Origin of the sequence: Corynebacterium sp. LK28 (assembly GCF_014335105.1) — a bacterium.
In the GTDB taxonomy this organism is placed as follows: domain Bacteria; phylum Actinomycetota; class Actinomycetes; order Mycobacteriales; family Mycobacteriaceae; genus Corynebacterium; species Corynebacterium macclintockiae.
In genome coordinates this window covers 215,965-239,952 of record NZ_PDGZ01000012.1, presented here as the reverse complement: position 1 = coordinate 239,952, position 23,988 = coordinate 215,965, and the positions used below count along the sequence as shown (strand labels likewise).

Genomic DNA, 23,988 nt, shown 5'->3' with positions numbered 1-23,988 from the left:
CCCGAGCAGCGGAAGCTAGCCTTCTGCCTCGAGGCGACGAGCGCGGTCGGCTTCCTTCAGCGCGGCGAACAGAGCCTCCAGGTCGCCGCCGAGGACGGCGTCCAGGTTGTTGGCCTTGTAGCCAATGCGGTGATCAGAAACGCGAGACTCCGGGAAGTTGTAGGTGCGGATGCGCTCGGAACGATCCATGGTGCGGATCTGCGCTGCGCGTCCCTCGGCTGCCTCAGCCTCGGCCTCTTCTTCCTTCAACTGCTGCAGGCGCGCGGCCAGAACCTGCATCGCGCGGGCGCGGTTCTGGATCTGGGATCGCTCCTTCTGACAGGTCACCACGATGTTGGTCGGCAGGTGCGTGATGCGCACGGCGGAGTCCGTGGTGTTCACGCCCTGGCCACCCTTACCGGAGGAACGGTAAACGTCCACGCGGATGTCCTTGTCGTCGATCTGCACGTCCTCGACCTCGTCGGGCTCCGGGTAGACCAGCACGCCCGCGGCGGAGGTCTGAATACGGCCCTGCGACTCAGTGACGGGGATGCGCTGCACGCGGTGCACTCCACCCTCGAACTTGAACTCCGACCAGGCACCGTCGCGGGACGGCTGCTTGGAGCGAATAGACAAGGTCATGTCCTTCACGCCGCCCAGGTCGGTTTCGTTCAGCCCCAGGATCTCGGTGCTAAAGCCGTGGCGTTCTGCGTAGCGCTGGTACATACGCGCCAGCTCGCCGGCGAACAGAGCGGCCTCCTCGCCGCCTGCACCGGACTTAATCTCCATGACGATGTCATCGCCGTCGTGCGGATCGCGCGGGGCCAGCAGGTCGGTCAGCTGCTCCTCCAGCTCGCTGATCTCCTGCTCCAGGCGCTTGGCTTCCTCGGCGAATTCCTTGTCCTCAGACGCCATCTCCGCCGCAGCCTCGTGGTCTTCACGGGCCTGCTGCAGCTTCTCGTGGGTCTGGATGATCGGCTGCAGCTCGGAGAAACGCTTTCCGACCTTGCGGGCGGCGGCCGGGTCGTTGTGCAGTTCCGGGTCGCCCAGCTGCATCTCCAGGCCCTGGTATTCGGCCAGAATATCGTCGATGACTGATGGTGATTGACTCATGGTTTAATCCTCCTCGTCCTCGCCCGCCAAAGGCGCGGAGCTGGCAACCTGCAGCATGAACTCCCGGTTGGTCTTGTTCTTACGCAGCTGCTTGATTAGCAGGTCGATGGCGGCCTGCGGATCTAGGGCGGACAGGATGCGGCGGAGCTTGTGCATGATCCGCGCCTCCTCCGGGCTGAGCAGCAGCTCGTCCTTGCGGGTACCGGACGGGTTGACGTCCACGGCCGGGAACACGCGACGCTCGGCGATCTTGCGGTCCAGCTTCAGCTCCGCGTTGCCGGTGCCCTTGAATTCCTCGAAGATCACCGTGTCGCCAGCGGAGCCGGTTTCCACCATCGCGGTGGCGATGATCGTCAGCGAACCGCCGTTTTCGATGTTGCGGGCGGCGCCCAGGAAGCGCTTCGGCGGGTACAGCGCGTTGGAATCCACACCACCGGACAGGATGCGGCCGGAGGCCGGCGAGGAGTTGTTGTACGCACGGCCCAGACGGGTAATGGAATCCAGCAGCAGAACAACATCCTTGCCCTGCTCCACCAGGCGCTTTGCTCGCTCGACGGCCAGCTCGGCGACGTTGGTGTGCTCCCCCGGCGGGCGGTCGAACGTGGAGGCGATGACCTCGCCCTTGACGGAGCGCTGCATGTCCGTCACTTCTTCCGGACGCTCGTCGACCAGCACAACCATGAGGTAGCACTCGGGGTTGTTCGTGGTAATCGCGTTGGCGATGTCCTGCAGGATCGTCGTCTTACCGGCCTTCGGCGGGGAGACGATCAGCGCGCGCTGACCCTTACCGATCGGCATAATGAGGTCGATGACGCGCGTGGTCAGCGTCTTCGGGTCGGTTTCCAGGCGCAGGCGCTGGTTCGGGTACAGCGGGGTGAGCTTGGCAAAGTGAGGTCGCGCCGCCGCCTGCTCCGGGGTCAGCCCGTTCACGGTCTCTACCTGGTGAATCGGCGTGTACTTCTGGCGGTTACGCCCGCGGCCACCGCCGTTATTGTTGTTGTTCTTCGGGCGGATGGTGCCGGTAATCGCGTCACCGTGGCGCATGCCGTACTTGCGCACCGTGTTGATCGGCACGTACACGTCGGTCGGGCCAGCGTGGTATCCGGTGGTGCGAATGAAGGCGGTGTTCGCGTCGGCGAAGTCGAGGATTCCTGCGACCGGAGTCAGTTCCTCCGGCTTCTGGTTCTGGTTTTCCCGGTTGTCCCGGTTATCCCCGTTGTTGTCGCCGCCATTGTTATTGCGGTTGTCGCGGTTGTTATCGCGCCCACGGTTACGGCGGTTTCGGCGGTTGCGACGATTACGGCGGTTGCCGCGGTTGTCGTCACCGCGCTCGTTGTCACCGCGCTCGTTGTCACCGCGGCTATCCTCACCGCGGTTGCTGTCACCGCGGTTGTTGTCACCGCGCTCGTTATCGGCGCGGTCGTTGCCTCGCTCGCGGTCGCTTTCTTCTGGACGCCCCTCCCGCGCCCCAGCTACCGGCGCCTCCTGCGAAGCAGGTGCCTTTTCCGGTCGCGACTTGGGGGCGGCTCCCCCGCCCCCACCGGTACCGGCAGATTCGATAGCGGCGATCAGATCACCCTTGCGTAGACCGGAGGTGCCTTTCAGCCCCTGCGCTGCTGCGATCTGGCGCAGCTCCGGCAATTTCAACGAGGCGAGGCCATTGGCTTGGCCACGAGCCAAAATATCGGACAGGCTCACAAAAGTCCTTTCACGTCTTGTGCCTTTAATGACCCTTCAAGAGCCTGCGAAGCCCCAGGATCGGCCAGACATGCGTATTCGACAACAGTTTTTAAATTAACCCAAAGATTGCGGGAATCTTCCAGAAAGATTGCCACCTTAAAGTCCCACGATGCGACTGGTGGCGGGTGTAGCGCGGGGTGGCGTCGTAAAGAAAGAAAAGAAAGGAAAAACGAGCCTCGCAACCGGCTTCCGTAGCTAACCATAGCACCACACGCGCGACCATTACCTAACGGCTAGGCTGAAAACCATGAAGTCGACGATGCAGGAGATCCCACTTTCCGTAGCAAGGATCCTGGAATACGGCGCCAGCGTTCACCGAAATACGACCGTGACCACGTATTTTGACGAAACAGCAGAGCAGACCAGCTTCCTGCACATCGGTATCCGGGCCGGGGCCATGGCCAACATGTTCACAGACGAGTTTGGCATTGGTCGCGGCGACCGAGTAGGCACCGTGCTGCCGAACTGCACAGAACATCTGGAAGTGATGCTCGCCGTAGCTTCGATGGGCGCGGTATTTAACCCCATCAACCGGCACCTGATGGGCAAGCAGATCACCCACATCATCAACAAGGCAGCACCCAAGGTCCTGGTTATCGACGCGACATGTGGCGAACAGATCATCCCGCTGCTCGCCGACTGCCCGTGTGTCGAGGCGGTGCTGGTGATCGGCGCCGCCCAGGAACATACGGACGCAGTGCAGAAGCTGGTGGACGAACACCTGGAGAACTTGCGCGTATTCAACCTGGAAACCTGCCTGGACGGACGCAGCGCCGACTTCGACTGGCCGGATCTGGAGGAGACCGCCCCGGCAGCAATCTGCTTTTCCACCGGGACCGAAGGTCCGCCGAAGGGCGTGGTCTACTCGCACCGCGCGCTGTGGCTGCACTCCATGCAGCTCCGCGCCGCCGATAGCTTCAGCATCCGCAACGGCACCAGCTTCTTATGCTGCGTGCCCATCTATCACGTACTGAGCTGGGGCGTGCCGCTGGCGGCTTTTATGGCCGGCGCGCCCATCGTGTTCACCGGGCACAGCGCCGAGCCAGAACACCTTGCCCACGTGATTGCCGATGCCATGCCACGCCAGGCGCACGGTTCACCCGCCGTGTGGACTGGACTGCTGGTGCACTATGCCAAGCAGCATCCAAAAAAGATGAGCTTGCAGGAAATCTACGTCGGCGGCTCCCAGGTCTCCCCCGCCATGATCGACGCCTGGGAGGAACGCTTCGGCGTGGATATCATCCACGCCTGGGGAATGACAGAAACCGGGCCGGTCGGAACAGTTGCCCATCCGCCTGCAGGCGTGGCTGGCGCGGCGCGTGCGAAGTACCGCGAAAGCCAGGGGCGCTTCCACGCCGGCATGCGCTATCGCATCGTCGACGACAACGACAATGTGTTGGATACCAATGACCGCAACGAGGGCGAGCTCCAAGTCCGCGGCAACACTGTGACAGGCTCCTATTTTGAAGACGACGCCTCGCGCTTCACCCCCGACGGGTGGCTGCGCACCGGCGACATCGCGACCGTCAACAAGGATGGCTACCTAACGATTCACGACCGCAAGTCCGATATCATCCGCTCCGGCGGGGAATGGATTTATTCCGCGGCGCTGGAAAACTACTTGTTGGAACCAGCAGCCGTCATCGAAGCCGCCGTGATAGGCATCCCATCAGAAAAATGGGGGCAACGCCCACTGGCAGTGGTAGTTGTGGCCGAAGGAACCGCATGGACCGCGGAAACTGCACGGAAGCTGGCCGACGAGCTACGCGAGCGCGTGCCCGGTTGGATGGTGCCGGAGAACTGGACCTTCGTGGATCATATCGACAAGACCAGCGTGGATAAGTTCGACAAGAAGGACCTGCGCCAGCACTTCCGCGAGGGGAAGTTCGAGATCATCACGGTCTAGGATGCGCGCCTAGAGTGCGTGCAAGAGTTACTCCAGGCTGGTTGAGGGTAAAATCACTAGCTTTTAACAGGTGCCGCTCTAACTACTACCGGGCAAAGTAGAGTAGCGTTTTCCTGCATGACCGACGTAACTGTGCTGGCCCTCGGGCCACAATGGTTCGACCCAATTTATCTGCTTTCGGGTTCTGGCCCCTTCGGAGCGGCGATCCTGCCCGCCATTTTTGCGATAATCTTCATCGAATCCGGACTATTCTTCCCTTTCCTGCCCGGCGATTCCATGCTCTTCACAGCAGGTTTGCTGGCCAGCCAACCAGATGGCTTCGCACCGCTGTGGCAGGTGCTGCTGATCACCCCGATCGCGGCGATCCTGGGTGACCAGGTGGGCTACTGGATTGGCCATCGTTTCCACCCCGCGCTACGCAACCGAAAGGACGGTCGATTCTTCAAGCAAGAGCACCTGCACCGATCCGAGGAGTTCTTCGCGAAGTACGGTTCGATCACAATCATCCTGTGCCGTTTCGTACCCTTTGTGCGCACCTATGCCCCGCTAGTAGCTGGAATGTCCGGCATGCGCTACCGCACGTTCATTGTCTTTAACGTCATCGGTGGCGTGCTATGGGCCAGCGGCATCGTCTACCTGGGATCGCTGCTCGGCGGTGTAGAGTTCGTGCGCAACAATATCGAGGCCATCTTCCTCGGTCTCGTCGCCTTCTCCGTCGTCCCGATGCTATTCGGAGTGATACAGAAAAGCCGGAGCCAGAAGAAGAATCCCGCTCCGGCTAGCGCCCAGGATTAGTTTCCGGTCTTATCCGGTGACATCCACCTCTACAGGCCCGGCGATCCCCAACTCCAGAACCTTCATCCCGCGCCCACGGGCTTCCTCGATCAACGACTCTTCCACCGGGTTGGTGCTAAGCACCATGATGGTCGGTCCCGCACCCGACAGGAACGCAGGGTAACCCAAGTTTCGCAGGCGGTTAACCCACTCCGCGGTAACCGGTAGGACCTCCGCACGATAGGTCTGGTGCATGCGGTCGCGGGTGCCCTCCCACAGCAGCTCCGGGTCATCCCGCAGCGCGACAGTCATCACTGCCGTGCGGGAGACGTTGAAACGGGCATCCAGGTGGCTGATGTCGGATGGCAGGACGCGGCGAATTGCCTCCGTCGACGCGTGGAAATCCGGGATAAACGCGGTGGCCTTGATGTCCGGGTGAACGTCGATGCGCCGGGCAAAGTAGTCCGGCGCGGACACTCCGTCGATCGGGACGTTGGTCCAAGAAACCACGCCCGAACCCAGCACGGACGCACCGGCGTTGTCTGGGTGACCTTCGAAAGTCGAGGCGATCTGCACTTGTGCCTGATCATCCAGCGTGAACCCTGCCAGGCCATTGCCCGCGGCCACACCCGCCGTCGCGGCTGCTGCGGAAGACCCCAGGCCACGGGACTGCGGGATGGAGTTCGTGCAGCTCACGCGCAGCCCCGGAACCGTCACGTCGGCTTCCTTCAGCGTCGTGCGCAGTGCCCGAACAACCAGGTGGCGCTCATCCAGCGGCACTTCGCCTTCGCCCTCGCCCGTAACCTCGACAACCAGGCCCGAATCAATGACCTCGGCGGTCACGTAGTCATACAAACCCAGCGCCAACCCTAGGGTGTCGAAACCCGGCCCAAGGTTCGCGGTCGAAGCCGGTACCTTGACGGTCGCCTTGCGCCCAACAGGTATTTCGACGCCCATTAGTTCAGCCCCAACGCGTCTGCAACGGCGTGCGGATCTACGTCGGTGACGGTGGGATCCGGCATCTGCGACAGGGCGGTCGTCGGATCCTTCAGGCCGTGGCCGGTGACGGTGCAGACGATGCGCTGCCCGGCGGAAAGCTCACCGTTGGCGTGCGCATCCAGCAGGCCCGCGACGGAGGAGGCAGAGGCCGGCTCGACGAAGATGCCTTCACGACCTGCGATCAGGCGGTAAGCCTCCAGGATTTGTTCGTCGGTCTGAGCACGGAAGTCGCCACCAGATTCCTCCTTTGCGGCAACGGCCTGCTGCCAGGAAGCCGGGTTACCGATGCGGATCGCGGTGGCGATCGTCTCGGGATCCAGGACCGGCTCCCCCTTCACCAGCGGAGCGGCTCCGGCAGCCTGCACGCCCTTCATGACTGGGCGGTGGGTGGACACGCCATCTTCGGCATACTCGGAGTAGCCCTTCCAATATGCCGTGATGTTGCCCGCGTTGCCGACTGGCAGGAAGTGAACATCGGGGGCGTCACCAAGACAATCCACAATCTCGAACGCGGCGGTCTTTTGTCCCTCAATGCGCATCGGGTTCACGGAGTTGACCAGGGCAATTTCCGGGAACTCGGTGGTGGTCTTGCGCACCAGCTCGAGGCAGTCATCGAAGTTGCCGCGGATCTGAATGATCTGCGCGCCGTGCATGACGGCCTGCGCGAGCTTGCCCTGGGCGATCTTGCCCTCCGGGATCAGGACGGCGGACTTCAGACCAGCGCGGGCAGCATAGGCAGCCGCGGAGGCGGAGGTGTTACCGGTCGACGCGCACATCAGAACCTTCTGGCCCTTGTGGTACGCGTCGGTCACAGCAACGGTCATGCCACGGTCCTTGAAGGAACCGGTGGGGTTGGCGCCCTCGATCTTCAGGTAAACATCGCAGCCGGTGAGCTCCGACAGGTGGTTCGCACGCAGCAGCGGGGTGCCGCCCTCGTTAAGAGTCACCGGCTCCCAGTCCTTCGCGAAAGGCATCCGCTCGCGGTACATGTTGATCAGGCCGGTCCAATGGTTCAGAACCTTGTTAGTCATTATTCCCTGTCGTTTCTTCCCAGTCGTTGGTTCTTTGTAGAAGCACTATTGTAGTGCTTCCCCGGCACGCTTAAACGCGCCTTCAGTTTTTAGCCCGCAGTTAGCCGACTACCGGGGTTAGCCTTCCATGCGGATGACGGAGTCGATGCGCTTCACAGCGTCGAGCTGCTTGAGCTTCTCTACCGTCTCCTCCAGGTCTTGTTCCTTCGCACTGTGGGTGATCACGACCAGGCGGGCACCGTCGTTCAACCCTTCTTGACGCACCGTCTTCAACGAAACACCCTGCTCAGAGAACACGGACGCAACCTCGGCCAGCACGCCCAGGCGGTCATCCACCTGCATGTCAACGTGGTAGCGAGTGCGGATCTCCCCGAAGCTGGCGATAGGCAGAGAAGCGTAGGTGGACTCCCCTGGGCCACGGCCACCCAGGACGATGTTGCGAGCCACAGCTACCACGTCGCCCAGCACGGCGGAGGCCGTCGGGCCGCCACCGGCACCGTTGCCGTAGAACATCAGGCGACCGGCGGACTCGGCCTCGACGAAGACTGCGTTATAGGACTCGGACACGCTGGACAGCGGGTGCGAAACAGGGATCAAGGCGGGGTACACGCGGGCGGAGACGGACTCCTTACCCTGCTCATCGACCAGGCGCTCACAGATGGCCAGCAACTTGATGGTGGAGTTTGCGGCCTTGGCTGCCTCGATGTCGGCGACAGTGATGTCGCGGATGCCCTCGGTGTGCACGTCCTCGCCGGAGACGCGAGTGTGGAAAGCCAGGGAAGCCAGGATGGCGGCCTTGCTGGCGGCGTCGAAGCCGTCGACGTCGGCGGATGGGTCGGCCTCGGCGTAGCCCAGCTCGGTGGCCTCTGCCAGCATCTCGTCGTAGCTGGCGCCTCGGCTATACATTGCGTCGAGGATGAAGTTGGTGGTGCCGTTGACGATGCCCATCACCTGGTTGACCTTGTCGCCAGCCAGGGAGCGGCGCAGCGGGCCGACCACCGGGATGGCTGCTGCGACGGCGGCCTCGAAGAACAGGTCCACACCGGACTCGTCGGCAGCAGCAGACAACTCGTCAGCGTGGGCGGCGATGAGTGCCTTGTTAGCGGTAACCACGGACTTGCCGGAGCGCAAAGCAGCCAGGACGACCTCGCGCGGGTAGTCGATGCCACCGATAACCTCGATCACCAGATCGATGTCATCGCGCCTCACCAGGGAAAGCGCATCATCCGTCAGCTTTTCCTGATCCACGCCCGGGCGGGGCTTGGATAGGTTGCTGACGGCGATTCCTCGAACCTCCAGCGGGCCACCGATGCGGGCGGCGAATTCCTCGCTGCGCTCCTCCAGCAGACGCAGAACCTCCGCGCCGACGGTACCCATGCCCAGCAGAGCCACACCAACGGTCTGGCCAATTCCCTTGCCTGGCTTAAATTTCTGCTCGGTCATGTCGCTCCTTTGTGGGGTCTCGATGAGAGGATTGTCGATATCGTTTTCTTAGGTTATCGCACCAATCTACCCCGCGACTAGACAAAGCTGTCCATTACCCCTGTTTTAGCCCTTTAGCGGGGAGGTTACTCCTCCAAAGCCAACACGTCGTCAATGGTTTCGCGGCGAATCATCAACCGCGCTTCGCCATCCGCTACGCGCACCACCGGGGGTCGGGTCATCATGTTGTAACGGGAGGCCATCGCATAGCAGTAGGCGCCCGTCGCACCGATCATCAGCAGGTCGCCGGGGCGCACATCCTCTGGCACGAGCGCGTCGTTCACCAGCACGTCGCCCGACTCACAGTGCGAGCCCACGATGCGGGTCGGCAGCAGCTCACCAGCTACCTCGCGGTTAGCCACGCGGCAGTCGTATTCCGCCTGGTAGAGGGCGGGTCGAATGTTGTCGCTCATGCCACCGTCGACGGAAATGTATCGGCGGGAAATGCCATCGGCAACCTCGACGTCCTTCACCGTGCCGACACGGTACAGCGTGATCATCGACGGACCGGCGATCGCGCGGCCCGGCTCGACGTTGAGCGTCGGCTCGGGAACGCCGGCCGACTCTGCTGCCTTGCGCACCTTGCTTTTTAGTTCGGACGCCACCTCTTCCACGTCCAGAGCCTCCTGATCCGGCATGTAGGCGATACCGTACCCACCACCGAGATCGAGGGTATCCAGCAACGTGGGGGCGTCCGAACCAACACCTTGAGACGGGTCAACAGCGTGCTCGTCCGTGAGCGTCGCGATGGAGTCCAGCAGCTGCTTCCACAGGCCCAGCAGGCGCTCGGCGGCCAGGGCGAAGCCGGCGGCCTCGAACACCTGGGAGCCGACGTGGCAGTGCAGGCCGCGCAGACGCACGCCGTCGGCGGTGTGGCATGCCATGGCCGCATGGTGAGCTGCACCGGAGGCCAGAGAGAAGCCGAACTTTTGGTCCTCGTGGCTGGTGGCGATGAACTCGTGGGTATCAACGTGCACACCGGGGGTCACGCGCACCAGCACATCCTGGGTCTTGCCGAGCTCGCCAGCAACGGTGGAGAGCGCCTCGATTTCCTGCAGCGAGTCGACGACGATCAGCTCCGCACCCTCGGAAACCGCCAGACGGAGGAACTCCGGGGACTTGTTATTTCCATGGACGGTGATGCGCTCGGCCGGGAATCCCGCGGCCAAAGCGACCTGCAGCTCGCCGAGGGACGCAACATCCAGGGACAGACCCTCATCCATCACCCAGCGGGCAACCGTCTTCGACAGAAAAGCCTTGGAGGCGTAGTGCACAAAGTGCCCACCGCCGAAGGCCTTGGCCAGGCGACGACAACGGGTGCGGAAGTCCTCCTCGTCCATCACGAAGGCGGGAGTGCCGAAGGTCTCGGCGATCTCGGTCAGCGGCACGCCAGCGATGGTGACCTCACCCCGGTGCTCCCCTGCTGTCTCACGGCGAAGGGTCTGCGGGTAGACATGCGCGGGGATCGCATTGAACTCCGCGGTGTTAGCCGTGCGACGGCGCAAGGGTGTGGAGTTCAGGTGAGTCTCCGGATCCAAGGGAACCTCCTAGGTGAGTGTGGTGTGCAGGGGGCGGGAACGTGTGGGCGTCCCCAAAAAAGCGACAACTACATACGCTCCGGGGCGGTCACGCCCAACAGCTCCAGCGCGTTGGCCAGGGTCTGGCGGGCGGCGGCGGCCAGGGACAGGCGGGCGGCGAAGAGAGCCTTGCTCTCCGCCACAGTCTGCTCGTCGTCACTGGGCTTCGGCAGGACCTGGCAGGCGTCGTAGAAACGGTGGAAGGTGCCGGCCAGAGACTCGGCGTAGCGGGCAACGCGGTGAGGTTCGCGCAGCTCAGCCGCGGTCTTCACCACGGCCGGGAACTCGCCGAGGGTGCGGATCAGGTCGCCTTCGCGGTCGTGAGTCAGCAGGGATAGATCGGCACCCTCACGAGTGACGCCAAGGTCAGCGGCCTTGCGCCCCAGGGAACTCAGGCGAGCGTGCGCGTACTGGACGTAGAAGACCGGGTTGTCGTTGGACTGGGAGGCCCAGAGATCCATGTCGATATCCAGGGAGGAATCCACGGAGCTGCGGATCATGGCGTAGCGGGCAGCGTCCACGCCGATGGCCTCCACCAGGTCGTCCAGAGTGATGACGGTGCCGGCGCGCTTCGACATGCGCACAGCCTTACCGTCCTTGACTAGGTTCACCAGCTGGCCGATGAGAACCTCCACCTGCTCCGGGTCATAGCCCATAGCGGCTGCCGCCGCACGCAGGCGAGCAATGTAGCCGTGGTGATCCGCACCCAGCATGTAGATACACAGGTTGTGGCCACGGTCGAACTTGTCGGCCACGTAGGCGATGTCGCCGGCGATGTAGGCCGCGTTGCCGTCGGACTTGATGACCACGCGGTCTTTGTCGTCGCCGAAGTTGGTGGAGCGCAGCCACCAGGCACCGTCGGCCTCGTACAGATTGCCGTTGTCCTTGATCTTCTGGATCGCAGCCTCAACCGCGCCGGATTCGAACAGGGAATTTTCGTGGAAGTACACGTCGAACTCCGTGCCGAACTCCGCGAGGGTGCGCTTAATGTGAGCGAACATGAGCTCCACACCCTGGGAGCGGAACAGCTCCTGCGCCTCGTCCTCCCCGAGCTGCTGCCAGTCAGGGTTTGCCTCCACGATCTGGGAGGCGATGTCCTGGATGTAGTCGCCGCCGTAGCCATCCTCCGGGGTGGGCTCGCCCTTCGCGGCAGCCAGCAGGGAGCGGGCGAAGCGGTCGATCTGCGCACCGTGGTCGTTGAAGTAGTACTCGCGGGTTACCTTCGCCCCGCGGGCAGTGAGGACGCGTCCCAAGGAGTCGCCGACCGCTGCCCAGCGGGTACCACCCAGGTGGATCGGGCCGGTCGGGTTGGCGGAGACGAACTCCAGGTTGATGGCTGTGCCTGCGAACTCGTCGCCGTGGCCAAAGTCTGCACCGGCGGCAAGGATCTCCTCAACGATCTTGCCCTGGGCGGCGGCGGCCAGGCGAATATTAATGAAGCCCGGGCCGGCAACGGTGGCCTCGTCGATGCCCTCGTGGGCGCCGAGGGATTCCGCTAGCCAGGTGCCGAACTCGCGGGGGTTCGTGCCGGCCTTCTTGGCCACCTGCATGGCGATGTTCGTTGCGTAGTCGCCGTGCTCCGGGTTGCGCGGGCGCTCCACGGTGGCGCTTTCCGGCACCACGGAGGAATCCAGACCGTGGGCATCCAGGGTCGTGCGGGCAGTTTCGGTAATCAGTTCAGACAATTCAGCAGGAGTCACAGCATTAAACACTAGCAGTGAGGCTGGACGACTCACGCAGTGGCGGAGGTGATTAAACTACCGCCCCGGTGCAGTGCTAGACTTTCAACCCGTATTGACGTGAACGTGAAGTGAACCGCCGATACGCGCCTTCGTAGCTCAGGGGATAGAGCACTGGTTTCCGGTACCAGGGGTCGTGAGTTCGAATCTCGCCGAGGGCACCATTTTTTTACTGACGCTCACCACCGTCACGGCTGCGAAGCTCCGGCTTTCTTTACGCTGTCAATGCTTTGGAACTCCACGCCCGGAATCCGGGAGAATCGATCCTTGTCGCAGGTCAAAACGATGATCTGATTGTCCTTTCCCAGGGCGCCAAGCACCTTGTTCATGCTCTTAGCACGGTCAGTGTCGCTGAAGCCCAACACGTCATCCAGGAAGATCGGCACACCGTTGCCGTCGTGACCCACCAAGCGAGCAATAGCGAGCAACTGCAGGATCTCCACCTGCTCCTGCGCGCCACCGGAGAGCTGTTCCTTGTCCAAGCGCACGTTGCCGATAGCGCGGCTCGAAACCTGGAACTTCTCATCCACATCCAAATCAACGTCACTGCCAAAGACCATCCCGGAGAGCTTGTTCAAAGCCTTGCGGTAGGGCTCGGAGTACTTTTCCTGCATCCGCTTCCGCGATGCCTGAACCACCCGATGCAGTAACTCCGCCGCATCCGCCTGCCTACGCAACCTGGCAACTACTCCCCCGAGGCGCTTTACTTCCGCTTCTGCCTGTTCTTTCGCTTCTGCGGAACCGCGGGCCTGCCCCAGCTTCGCATTCAGGGCGGCAATGTCCACGCGGCACTCCTGCATCTGCTGGTTCAGCATGTTCACGCGGCTCTGGGCACCGTCGAGGCTCGCCTGCACGTCCGCCACGTCGCCTAGTTCGCCGACCTCCAGGCGCTTCGACTCCAGCTTCTCGCGGGCCGCAGCCACAGCCTGGGTGGCTTGCATGTGCTTCGCCTTCAAATCTTCGTCGGAGCAGCGTTCGCGGGCCGTGTTCAGGTCCTTCGTCACCACCTCCAGTTGCTGCTGCAGGTTTTCCACCTTGGCTTCGTGCTGGATTTTCCGCTCGATCGCATCGCTGCTCTGCAGGGAAAGCAGCCGTTCGTTGGCCTCATCACGGGCAAGGGTGGCCGATTCCAGGGCTGTGACCGCTGCCGCTTCGTCGACATTCTCGTCGGCCCCCACGTTGGCGTCACTACGCAGCACATCACAACGCTCCTGCAGCCTTTCAACTTCGGCGGTGAGGCTGCCGACCTGGCCGGTCAAATCGGACAGGGTGCGCTTGCCGAGGGTTGCCTTGAGGTTCGCGCGCAGGTCGCGCAGGTTTTCCTCTTCCTCGTTGCGCGCCCGTACTGCCTGCCCAAGCTCCTCGAGGACCTCCGCACGGGAGTCCTCTAGTCCGATGTGCTCGCGCCCAACCGCCGACAGCTCCGCGTTGACTTTCTGCAGAGCCTCGGCGACGTTCAGGTCGAGGTTGCTGGAATCTTGCGCCGGGGTCACCCGCACCTGGTATTCACCCAGACCGACGGTCCATTCGGCGGTGATCTTCTTATCCAGGCCACCTTCCTCCAGGGTGGTCTCGGCACCATCATCAACGACCGTGCCACCTGTCGGCCCAGTGATGTGCACGGAGGTCGCGCCCGCATCGCGGATCTTTATCTGCGCTTCCAGGTCCGTCATCGCCTCGCGGATCTTCTGCTCCGCCTTGGGGGTAGCCGGGTCGCGAGCCACTTTCTGCGCCAGCTCCGCGACCTGCGAGTCCAGCTTTACCGCACTGTCGCGCTCCTCCGTCAAGCCATCCAGGCGCTCCTGAACTTCCTCCGCACTCTTCAGCGCCGCGGCCAGCTTCGCCCGCTTATCGGCCAACACATACGCAGCGTGAGCACTATCGAAGGCCTTTTTCGCCTCGTCGCGCTCGGCCTGTTGTTCATCTGCTTGTTTCTGGACGCCACGTAGCGCCTCCCTCGCATCCTTGAGCGACTGTTCTAGCTTCCCCAGCGCGGACTTCTGACTATCCCGGGCTTCGGTGGCCTCCTTCCACCGCCCGACCTGGCTGTCCTTGAGCTCCAGCTCGTTTTCCAAAGTGCGGAGAGTCTCCGCTACCTTCTTCGCAGCCTCCAGTCGCTTGGCATATTCGTCGTATTCTTTCTGGGCCTCCGGCAGGTCGGCCTCCGCCGCCGCGCGCTGTGCCTGCTTGGATTCGATCGCGTAAATCGCTTCCTGCGCATTGTCGTAGTCACTCCGTGCCGTGGCCAGCGCCTCCTTTGCGCTGGCTAGATCCGCCTCGGCCGTGGCTAGCTCTCCTTTGGGATTTCGGTTGGCTCGGCGATCCTGTAGCTTCTTGTCCTCCTCGTCGATCAGGTGGACCAGAAGCTCAGCAGCGCCTTGGTCACCTTCGCTGATGCTGGCGCCCGTCCCCGCTGTGGCGTCACTAGCGTCGTCGCCAGCGCTGCGCAGGGCCGAGGAAAGGGAAGGGATGGCCGTGAAATCGAGGGCATCCAGGCGTTGCCCCTGGCTGACGAACAGAGCCTCTCGCAGCGCGGAATCGATGCTTTCGTTTAGCAGCTCGTTGAACTTCTCCATTGCTTGGTCGCCGGTGTAGTTGCGCACGGAGGGGCGCAGCACATCCAGCTGCATCTTCTTGCCCTCGAAGTCCTTGGTGTATTCCACCAGGTTCTCGCCCAGGCACAGTCGCGCGGTGATCTTCGACTTACTACCACCACCCACGGGGAAGAAAGTGCTGACTTTTTTGGAGCTCGTCGAGACCTTCCAATCGGAAAGCAGCAGTCCAAAGGCATTCATCAGGCTGGATTTTCCAGCCTCGTTACTGCCGTGGATAACGGTCACACCCGTTGCACTGGGGGCGAAGTGTGCGGATTCGATGCCCGCGAAGTTGCGGACGTCCAGGCTTTCCAGCACAAAGCTGGCCTTGGTCTGAATGTTGGACGAAGCCTCGTTAGAAGTTGTCATTTCTTTGCCGTTCCTCTCCCCTAGTTACCCTTCTAGTTACCCTTTTCCGCGTGGTGCGCCAGACGTACCAACAGGCGCAGAGCGTCCTGTGCCTGCTGCGCTTGCTGCATCTGCTGGGGGTCTTGGCTGTCGGACTCGGCCAAGCTTTTGAGTTCCTGCACTGCCTCGCCGATGAAGCCCTGGCTCAGTAGCCCTTCGGATAACTCATCCTCGTCGGGGATGACGTGCACGTCCATCAGTCGTTCGCGCTCATACAGGGCCGCGAAGGTCGGCGCGATCTTCTCCAACTGCTCATCTAGGTACGCAGCATCGTGGACAGACAAAGTGCCCACCAGCGCGTACTTCACCACGGTGGTGCGCTTCGACTCAATTCCCCCCAGCCGCTCCAGGAACTCGTCGATATCGGCGGTCGAGTTCACTGTCGCGTTGAGCGCCTTGAACGCCCAGCGCCCAACTGGCACCTCTTCCACCTGCACCTGCGCTTGCTTTTCTGGTCGCGCCGGATCCACTGCAATCTCCACCACCAGGACGTTGCCGGAGTTTGACTCGCCCCGCCCGTCCTGCTCAACGAAGTCCGTGACCTCCTGCGCCCCGGAGTACCACACCCGCGCCTGCGTCGCGTCTGCGTCCAGCGGCATTGTCGAGTGCGTATCCCCTAGTGCCACATAGTCCACCTTGCGCTCGTGGCATGCCCGGGCAGCATTGTCCACGTCGATGCGGTCGAAATCGTCGATCTCACCGAAAGAGCTCACCCCGCCATGCCCAACCAGCACGCGGATCCCAGCACCCTGCACCGGCTCGAGACCACTCAATGCGGCCGCAACCAAGTCCTCGTCCGCGGTTTTTCCACGCAATGGGGCGCCGACGATCTCCAGGGCAGCTGCACCCTCTGCTCTACCACCACCGGACTTTGGCACCGCCACCGGCTCCGAATCCTTCAGCACGAAGACATTCGCCAGGTTGTCGAACTCCTCCCGGTGATACACACTCGCCGCATCCAGCGGATCGTGGTTTCCAGGTAGCAGAAATACGGGCACTGTCGAGCCCTTCAGCACGTCCATCGCACGCCCGTAAATCTCTGGTTTCAGCAGGTTATCGTCGAAAACGTCACCGGCCACCACGACGGCGTCACATTGCCTTTCCTCCGCGAGCTCCAGCAACGCCTCGATCGCCGTCAGCCGCGATTCGTCGAAGCGCGACTGCGCCTCCCCACTCAAAAAGTGGCGCTTCATCCCCAATTGCCAGTCCGACGTGTGCAGGATCCGCGCCCGATGCGCGGACGTTGCCGCCATTGCTTGTGTCACGTGTCTGCCCTACCTGTTCTTTCCGTACTATTCGTTCCGTCCTCGCCGCTTACCTCGTCCGCAGTTTTATCAATCGACCCGGACAACCTAGTTTCATAATAGAACATAGGTTCGACATTTTCTAAGGTTTCGTAGCAAACCTCCAGCTCGTGCTTCGCCTTCAGCTGATCTACCGCATGCCATGTCACCGACCGCAGAGCCTCATTCAAAGCCTTCTGGTCACCCTGTTCCATCCCGGATTCCCACCGCAGCGGCTCCCATTCGATTGGTTCCGCCGACGTGCCCCAGAATGCTTCCGAATCGACTTGTTCCGGCTGGTTAGCCTGCTTGTCTAAGCGTTCCTGTTCTTGCGGTTGCCTATTTGGGGACGCCCCCACGCCCCCGCCACCCCAGCCCTGCACTGGGCGCAGCAGCTCCTGTGGGTTCAATCCCCGCCATTTCAGAAGGAGACTGGGGTCCCGATCCAGCCTCTCAGCCGCCGAGTAGGCCAGCGCCACCACGTGTTTGCAGATCGCGGACTTGTCCGGGCACGTACAGCTCACCCGGTTGACGTGCCCGGGATGTAGCAGCACCGATGCAACGTCCAAGCCCGGCGCGCCGCCACCCAGGAGGGAGCGGACATGCGAGCTATCGGTCAGCATCTCGTGGTGCACGAAATCCCTCTGCCGATCCGTAAGCCCGCGCAGATGAATGGACGTTTCAAACGGCTCCAACTGCGAGCCGTGGATCAAGCCTGCTACGACGTTCTCCGCAAACTCCACGCTCAGGACCTTCCCGCCCCGGAAGTACTCTCGACCGCGCGCCAGGCGGCCGGAATCCGTCGACCTAGATATTGCCTCCATCAGCTGCGAACTAGCCCAGCTATCCTCACCGCGGATGTGCGTGCCGTGCTGATCGCGCAGGCGGTTCATCTCCTGGCGTCGTTTAGCTCCAAAATCGGCGAGCACCACGTTCTCACCCCAGGTCGCATCGGTGCGCGTGCGTTTCCTCGGCTGCTTGTTAACCATCGTTATCCTCCAGCTGGGTGGACTCGCGCAGCTGCAGCAGTTCACTGAGCTCCGCGTCATCGAGGTTGGCGATCCACCCTTCGCCTGCACCGACAATGTCCCCCGCCAGCTCGCGTTTGCTCATGATGATGTCGTGGATTCTTTCGTCGATGGTGCCCTGCACCACCAGCTTATAAACCTCCACGGACTTGTTCTGGCCGATTCGGTAGGCGCGATCTGTGGCCTGGTCTTCCACCGCCGGATTCCACCAGCGGTCGATGTGAATCACTACCGAGGCTTCGGTCAGGGTGATGCCAGTACCGCCCGCCCGCACCGACAGGATCATAATCGGCGGCCCATCGGCGCTCTGGAAAACGCGGACCATCTGCGTGCGCTTGGCACGCGACAGGCCGCCGTGCAGCACGGGAACCTCCACGCCGAAGGTGCTCTGCAGTTCCGGCGCCAGCATCTTGCCGAATGTCGGGAACTGGGTGAACATCAGTACCTTCTTGCCTTGTTCCAGCGCCTGGCCGGTAATCTCGAAGATGCGCTCGATCTTCGCCGAACGGTGCTTCCCGTCTGCCAAAATCCCCGACCCGTCACCCGCAAAATGCGCCGGGTGGTTACAAATCTGCTTGATCTTCACCAATGCGCCCAGGATGTTGGCGCGCCGTTTGCCGCCGGGCAGCTGCAGGCGCATCTCCATGTCCTTAATGAAGGACTCGTACAGCGCCGCCTGTTCCCTAGACAATGGAACGCGCTCTACGATGTCCTGCTTCTCCGGCAAGTCCAGACCAATCGCGGCGTCGCCCTTCAACCGGCGCAGAATAAACGGCTGTACCAGCCCACGTAACCGCCGCTTGGCTTCCTCATCCCCGTAGCGCTCAATGGGGATAGCCAAGCGATTCTGGAATGCCGCGGCGGATCCGAAGATCCCTGGGTTCGCGAAGTCCATGATGGCGTACAGGTCGCTCAACCGGTTTTCCACCGGGGTGCCCGTCAACGCAATGTGGGTCGCAGCTCCCAGCGAGCGCACCGCCCGGGACTGCTTCGTCGCCGGGTTCTTAATCGCCTGCGCCTCGTCGGCTACCACTCTTCCCCACTGAACTTGCTGGTAACGGGCAGTGTTCCGGGCAACGCGCCCGTAGGTTGTCACCACCAGATCCGGCTGCTTCGCTGTGCCTTCTAGCCCCCGAGACGTGGCGTCACCAAACTCCTCATCAGTGAGCAACCCCGAACCGTGATCGACCAGGACCTTCAGACTCGGCACGTGCAGCGCGGCCTCGGCACGCCACGCTTCCACAACGGTGGTGGGCGCAACGACAAGGGTCGGACCTACGCAGTCGTCGACATCACGCTCCCATGCCAGCAGCGACAGCACCTGCAGAGTCTTGCCCAGACCCATGTCATCGGCCAGGATCGCGCCGATGCGGTGGCGGTGCATCCAGGCCAGCCAGCTTAAACCGCGGCGCTGGTGGTCGCGCAGCGTGGTTCGCACCGCAGCGGGCACCTGCACCGGCTCCGGAGGATCCAATTGCGCCTCACCATCCAGCAGTCGCGCCACCCATCCGTCGGCAACCACCCGGAACTCATGGTCGGCATCGACCACCTCGGCGGCGCTTAACAGGTCGGCTTCCACAATGTCCCGCACACTAACGGTGACGTCGCCGACGGGCGCATCCTGCTCCTGCTCCTTTGTCACCTCCGCGAACCACTTGCGGGCGGCAGACAGGGCCTCCTGATCCAGGAACACGTATTCGCCGTTGATGCGCACGATCGCTTCGGCCGCATTGAGCAACTCCTGGCGCGTGGCCTCGTCGAGATCCCCGTCTACCCCACCAGCACCGTCGGCACCATCGCCGCCCAGGCTGAGTTCCCACGAGAAGTTCATCAGCTGGTCCATCCCCAACTTTCCCGATCCCGGTCCCTGCCCCACCGGAGTCGCCGTCGCCTTCACCCGCGGACGCACCTTGCCCCATTCGCGCGGGATCATCACGCCGAACCCGGCCTCCCGCAGCGCCGGCGCTCCTTCTTCTAGGAAGCTCGCGAGCTCGGTGATGTCCAGGTTCGTGCCCAAGGTCGGCTGTTCGCTCGGCAATTCTTCTGGACGCCACCATCCCCGCTGCTGCGGATTCGCGCCAATGTTGATCCACGTCAGCAGGCTACGCACGTGCGGGTTGAACTCTTTCCACGCCTCCTCTGCCCGGTAGAGGCCACGGATGACCTGCTCCCTGAGCTCTTCGTCCATGGTGGCGGGGTTGAGGGGCTCAAAGGGGCCACCATTCAGCGAATAGGCGATCTGTAGCCACCAACTCGGCGCAGCACCACCTACTGCTGGATTGTCGCCGGTCTCTTCTTCCGGTTCTTCCTGTTCTTCCTGCACCTCCGACGGAGTAGACAACAGAAAGACCAGCTGCCCGGCCTGCGCTTCAGCCTCGCGCCGCCACTGCCCCAGGTTGACGACGGTGCTGGCCCCTCCACGTCGGGTGGCCGTGCCCGTCGCCAGGGCGCGGACGAAGTCGGAGGTAAAGTCGCCCAGCTCGCGGCGCAGGTGCGCCACAGCGATCCAGTGAGCAAACTCGTCGGCAATCCGCTCCACCACATCGGCGCCGCCGTTTCGCGTGAGCACCCCAGGCACGCGCGTGCGGAATTCTTGCAGCACCCGCATGTGGTCGCCCGCCGGCGACAGAGTCCACCGGGGGAACCACTGATCGTCGACGCGTTCCATGCGCACCATTACCCGCCCAGCAAGTACCGCTTCCTCAACGAAAGTGCAGAGCTGCATAAGAAATGTAACTTCCGCACCGAGTCCATCGATCAGTCCAGATTTAGTACCCTGCCCAGAACTAATATTATTATTCGCATACTCGCATAATTCCCCCATTAACCCAACAGATTCTTCGGGCGTTAGAGCCACCGCAGGAACCGGCAATTCCTTCACCCGCCCACGGGGCGTGGCCAACCACATTCCACCCCGATTTCGCCACGGTCGGGACCCCAGGATTTCCATACAAACCGCAGGCAGATCGCCTGATTCAAGTTCATCGATATCGAGCACCACCCCGTGGCCTGCAACGCGCTCTACCCACAACCACAGCCCGCCCGATGTGGGTGCAACAACGTGCATCTGATGCGTGTATCCCATGGTGGAAGTTTTACCACGTACCCCAGACAACCTTCGCAGCGCAGAACTGTTCGCTAACGTGGATACGGAGTTGTGCGCGTCACACATGCGCGCGCCTTCTGTACTTCGGAGCACAGAGAGCCCGAAAGCTGACGTATAGAACTTATACATTCAACTTGAGGAGATGACTGTTTATGGCTGACCAGACATGGTTTGTCATAGCCATGGTGATCTATCTGTTCATCATGCTGCTGATTGGACTTTATAGTTTCAACCAGACCGACGAGTATGAGGATTACATGCTCGGCGGACGCAACCTGCACCCCTTCGTCGCCGCTTTGTCCGCCGGCGCTTCAGACATGTCCGGCTGGCTGTTGATGGGCCTGCCGGGCCTCATCTATGCGACAGGTTTTGGCGGAACATGGATGGCCATCGGCCTGCTGATCGGTGCCGCCGTGAACTGGATCGTCACCGCTCCGCGCCTGCGCTCCTACACCGAGGTGGCGAACAACTCCATCACGATCCCTTCCTTCCTGGAGAATCGCTTTAACGACCGCAGCCACTTCCTGCGCATCGCCGCCGGCATCATCATCCTGGTGTTCTTCACCTTCTACGTAGCCTCCGGCATGGTCGCCGGTGGCGTCTACTTCGAGTCCACCTTCGAGGGCGACTACCTGACCGGCATGATTATCATCGCCGCCGTCACCGTGGCTTATACCTTCATCGGTGGCTTCCTGGCCGTATCCTTCACCGATACCGTCCAGGGCTGCATCATGTTCGTCTCCCTGCTCCTGGTGCCGGTCATGGCACTGTTGCACATGGATGATCCGGGCGCGATCTGGACCTACCAGCTGGAAAACTCTTACGGCCTCGATTCCATTGAGCCGAACCCGGACTGGTTCTCCCTGTTTACCGGCGTTTCCTTCATCACCATCATCTCCAACGCCGCGTGGGGTCTCGGCTACTTCGGCCAGCCGCACATCATCGTGCGATTCATGGCGCTGCGTAGCCCGTCCGATGCCCGCGCAGGTATGCGCTACGGTGTCGGCTGGATGTTCCTGTGCATGGTCGGCTCCGTCATGGTCGCCATCATCGGCCCTGCATTCTTCGGCATGGACCCCTCCATCGCCATCAATGACCAGGATAAATTCGAATCTATCTTCCTGGACATGGGTCGCATCCTATTCCACCCGCTATTGGCTGGTCTGATCCTGACCGCCGTTCTGGCAGCGATCATGTCCACCATTTCCTCTCAGCTGCTGGTTGTTTCCTCCGCGCTGATCGAGGACATCTACAACGGCCTGATCAACAAGAATGCGTCCGACCAGTCCCTGAAGAATCTCTCTCGAATCTCCGTGCTGGTTGTCGCTATCTTCGCCGGCGTGATTGCTCTTAACCCGGAGTCCGGAATTCTTGGCCTGGTCGAGTTCGCCTGGGCGGGCTTCGGCGCCTCCTTCGGCCCGGTAATCCTGGCTTCGCTGTACTGGCGCCGACTCAACGCTACGGGTGCCGCCGCAGGTCTCGTCTCCGGCGCCATCCTGGCCTTCATCTGGGGTGGCCTGCCGCAGTTCGGCGTCATGGAAAAGCCGTTCGGCCTGTACGAGATGATCCCGGGCGTGGCACTGAACGTCCTCGTCATGGTCACCGTCACCCTGCTCACGAAGGCACCCTCCAAGGCAATTACCGATACCTTCGACGAGGCAGCCAAGCTGTCCAAGATTGCCGCCAAGAAGGACATCGACTTCGAGGAAGCCGCCGAGGTTACCGCCAAGTAATCCAACCGTTTTCTTGAGCGAACCTTTCTAGCGCCGCTGCAGTCTATTACTGCATGCGGCGCTTTTTCTTGCCTCCTTCCCGCCCCACTCTCTTTCGCCCCGACCCCTTCACCATCTACTGCCTTCTCCTGGCCATACTGGTCGCTGGTGTTGCTTGGGTGAGGACGCCACATCGTCACCACCCCCAAGATCAACAAGCAGTCACGGAATACCTGCAACGCATCCACCAAATTCCTGCCCGTCCTCGGGTGATTGGCTATTCGCGGGAACGCTTCGGCGATGGATGGGGCATGCAAGTCACAAACCTGGGCATCTGCACCACCCGCCACCTGTTGTTGGTGCAAACCTTCGGAGATTCCTCCGGCGGATGTGCCAGCAACAACGCAGGCGGTGAATCGGGGGAACGAAGGGGCGTCGATCCCTATACACATCACGACATGGACCGCCAGAACGTCGACATCGACCACATCGTCCCACTAGCGGCGGCGTGGGACCTGGGAGCCTATGCATGGCCGGAGGCGCAACGGCAAGAGTTTGCCAACGATACGCTGCGGAACTTGGTGGTCACGGACTCTGCGGTGAACCGGGAAAAGTCCGATGCCACGCTGAGCGAGTGGCTGCCTCCCGTGGATCAGTGTGCTTATAGCGCACGCTTCGTGCGGGTAATCGGCGACTATGGCCTGGCTTTGGCGGAGGCAGATGCGCGCGCTGCTCGTGAAGCCTGCGACATTTAACTTTGCCCCCTCGCTTATGCTCCGTGGTCGCTCTAGGTTCGCTCAGGGTTCGCTCTGCGGTAGCTCTGGGGTAGCTCTGTGGCGTATGAAGCGCCCGGCGGACGTGCGGGAATGGGTGGACTGTCAAAGTGACAAGTCACCTGCTGATCTGTCAAAGTAGAGGACATGTCTACTTTTATTGTTGCCCTTCACGTTCTGGCTGCGATCCTGCTGATCGGCCCCGTTGCCATCTCTTCTTCCATGTACGCCCCGCAGTTCCGCAAGGCGCAGTCCGGCGACCAAGCTGCTGTTGGCGCGTTGCGCCTGGTTCACCGCATCACCCGCGCATACGGGTTCGTCTCTCTGCTGGTTCCAGTGCTGGGCCTGGTTGCATTCTTCACCGTCGATGGAGCAATGAAGGAGCACGCCCTGCACTTCGCCCTACTGCTGGCGATCGTCGCCTGGGGCATCCTGATCGCCCTGGTTATCCCCAGCCAGCGCAAAGGTCTGGTTGCACTGAATGCTGTCGAGGCTGGCGACGCTCCGGCTTCCGAGGCTGAAGCTGCCAAGGCTGCGGACGCAGATACCTCCAAGATCCCGGGTCAGGCTGCAATGTTCGCCGGCATCTTCAATCTGCTGTGGCTGATCACTGCAATCCTGATGTTCATCTAGCCAAAGAATTTTTTAGACGGTCGCTCAGACCGAAAAACGCACCCCTCGGGGTGCGTTTTTGTTTGATGGCGCTGGGACAGCCTTCTAGGGCGCAAAAGAGCCGACACCCCT

General features: G+C 62.0%; 16 protein-coding genes and 1 tRNA gene. 6 read left to right on the top strand and 11 right to left on the bottom strand.

Annotation, left to right across the window (positions count from 1 at the left end; genetic code table 11):
- Nucleotides 1-15: 15 nt before the first annotated feature.
- Nucleotides 16-1,092 carry a peptide chain release factor 1 gene (gene prfA, locus CRD15_RS07265; protein ID WP_034970868.1) on the bottom strand — a complete coding sequence of 359 codons (1,077 nt, stop codon included), beginning with the start codon at nt 1,090-1,092 and terminating at the stop codon, nt 16-18.
- A gap of 3 nt (nt 1,093-1,095) precedes the next feature.
- The gene (gene rho, locus CRD15_RS07260) at nt 1,096-2,790 is read right to left on the bottom strand and encodes a transcription termination factor Rho (protein ID WP_035008555.1); all 1,695 of its coding nucleotides are present in this window, start codon (nt 2,788-2,790) and stop codon (nt 1,096-1,098) included.
- A gap of 289 nt (nt 2,791-3,079) precedes the next feature.
- Here rho and CRD15_RS07255 point away from each other — a divergent pair, with 289 nt between their 5' ends.
- Nucleotides 3,080-4,738, top strand: a complete 1,659-nt coding sequence (locus tag CRD15_RS07255) for a long-chain fatty-acid--CoA ligase (RefSeq protein ID WP_187402231.1) — start codon at nt 3,080-3,082, stop codon at nt 4,736-4,738.
- A gap of 117 nt (nt 4,739-4,855) precedes the next feature.
- The gene (locus CRD15_RS07250; protein WP_187402230.1) at nt 4,856-5,533 is read left to right on the top strand and encodes a DedA family protein; all 678 of its coding nucleotides are present in this window, start codon (nt 4,856-4,858) and stop codon (nt 5,531-5,533) included.
- Nucleotides 5,534-5,542: 9 nt separating this feature from the next.
- Here the strand turns inward: CRD15_RS07250 and thrB are convergent, their stop codons facing one another.
- From thrB to argS, 5 genes are all read right to left on the bottom strand, one after another.
- The gene (gene thrB / locus CRD15_RS07245) at nt 5,543-6,469 is read right to left on the bottom strand and encodes a homoserine kinase (RefSeq protein WP_034992133.1); all 927 of its coding nucleotides are present in this window, start codon (nt 6,467-6,469) and stop codon (nt 5,543-5,545) included.
- Nucleotides 6,469-7,542, bottom strand: a complete 1,074-nt coding sequence (thrC, locus tag CRD15_RS07240) for a threonine synthase (RefSeq protein ID WP_034970873.1) — start codon at nt 7,540-7,542, stop codon at nt 6,469-6,471. Before thrC ends, thrB begins: the two co-directional genes overlap by 1 nt.
- A 117-nt stretch (nt 7,543-7,659) precedes the next feature.
- Nucleotides 7,660-8,985, bottom strand: a complete 1,326-nt coding sequence (locus CRD15_RS07235; RefSeq protein ID WP_187402229.1) for a homoserine dehydrogenase — start codon at nt 8,983-8,985, stop codon at nt 7,660-7,662.
- Between the two features lie 125 nt (nt 8,986-9,110).
- The gene (gene lysA, locus CRD15_RS07230) at nt 9,111-10,562 is read right to left on the bottom strand and encodes a diaminopimelate decarboxylase (RefSeq protein WP_034973672.1); all 1,452 of its coding nucleotides are present in this window, start codon (nt 10,560-10,562) and stop codon (nt 9,111-9,113) included.
- Nucleotides 10,563-10,630: 68 nt separating this feature from the next.
- Nucleotides 10,631-12,301 (bottom strand): arginine--tRNA ligase, encoded by a 1,671-nt coding sequence (gene argS, locus CRD15_RS07225; protein ID WP_034978399.1) that lies wholly within the window; start codon nt 12,299-12,301, stop codon nt 10,631-10,633.
- Nucleotides 12,302-12,428: 127 nt separating this feature from the next.
- Between argS and CRD15_RS07220 the strand changes: the two genes are divergently transcribed.
- Nucleotides 12,429-12,504, top strand: a tRNA-Arg gene (locus CRD15_RS07220).
- A 24-nt stretch (nt 12,505-12,528) separates the two neighbouring features.
- On the opposite strand, the gene CRD15_RS07215 is transcribed toward CRD15_RS07220, so the two are convergent.
- From CRD15_RS07215 to CRD15_RS07200, 4 genes are read right to left on the bottom strand one after another with little or no spacing between them, the layout of a single operon-like run.
- Nucleotides 12,529-15,303, bottom strand: coding sequence for an AAA family ATPase (locus tag CRD15_RS07215; RefSeq protein ID WP_187402228.1), 2,775 nt, complete (start codon nt 15,301-15,303; stop codon nt 12,529-12,531).
- Between the two features lie 32 nt (nt 15,304-15,335).
- The gene (locus CRD15_RS07210; RefSeq protein WP_187402279.1) at nt 15,336-16,595 is read right to left on the bottom strand and encodes an exonuclease SbcCD subunit D; all 1,260 of its coding nucleotides are present in this window, start codon (nt 16,593-16,595) and stop codon (nt 15,336-15,338) included.
- A gap of 8 nt (nt 16,596-16,603) precedes the next feature.
- A complete protein-coding gene (locus CRD15_RS07205; RefSeq protein ID WP_187402227.1) occupies nt 16,604-17,614 on the bottom strand; it encodes an SWIM zinc finger family protein in 1,011 nt (336 codons plus the stop codon).
- Entirely contained in the window at nt 17,607-20,378 is a 2,772-nt protein-coding gene (locus CRD15_RS07200) for a DEAD/DEAH box helicase (protein ID WP_255463784.1), read from the bottom strand. The genes CRD15_RS07205 and CRD15_RS07200 overlap by 8 nt, the downstream gene beginning before the upstream one ends.
- A 533-nt stretch (nt 20,379-20,911) precedes the next feature.
- On the opposite strand from CRD15_RS07200, the gene putP reads away from it, so the two are divergent.
- The 3 genes from putP to CRD15_RS07185 all read left to right on the top strand — a co-directional run bounded on the left by putP (nt 20,912) and on the right by CRD15_RS07185 (nt 23,877).
- Nucleotides 20,912-22,492, top strand: coding sequence for a sodium/proline symporter PutP (gene putP / locus CRD15_RS07195; RefSeq protein ID WP_034979212.1), 1,581 nt, complete (start codon nt 20,912-20,914; stop codon nt 22,490-22,492).
- A 290-nt stretch (nt 22,493-22,782) separates the two neighbouring features.
- Nucleotides 22,783-23,226, top strand: coding sequence for an HNH endonuclease family protein (locus CRD15_RS07190; protein ID WP_255463783.1), 444 nt, complete (start codon nt 22,783-22,785; stop codon nt 23,224-23,226).
- A gap of 165 nt (nt 23,227-23,391) precedes the next feature.
- Nucleotides 23,392-23,877 (top strand): hypothetical protein, encoded by a 486-nt coding sequence (locus tag CRD15_RS07185; protein WP_035008539.1) that lies wholly within the window; start codon nt 23,392-23,394, stop codon nt 23,875-23,877.
- Nucleotides 23,878-23,988: the final 111 nt, after the last annotated feature.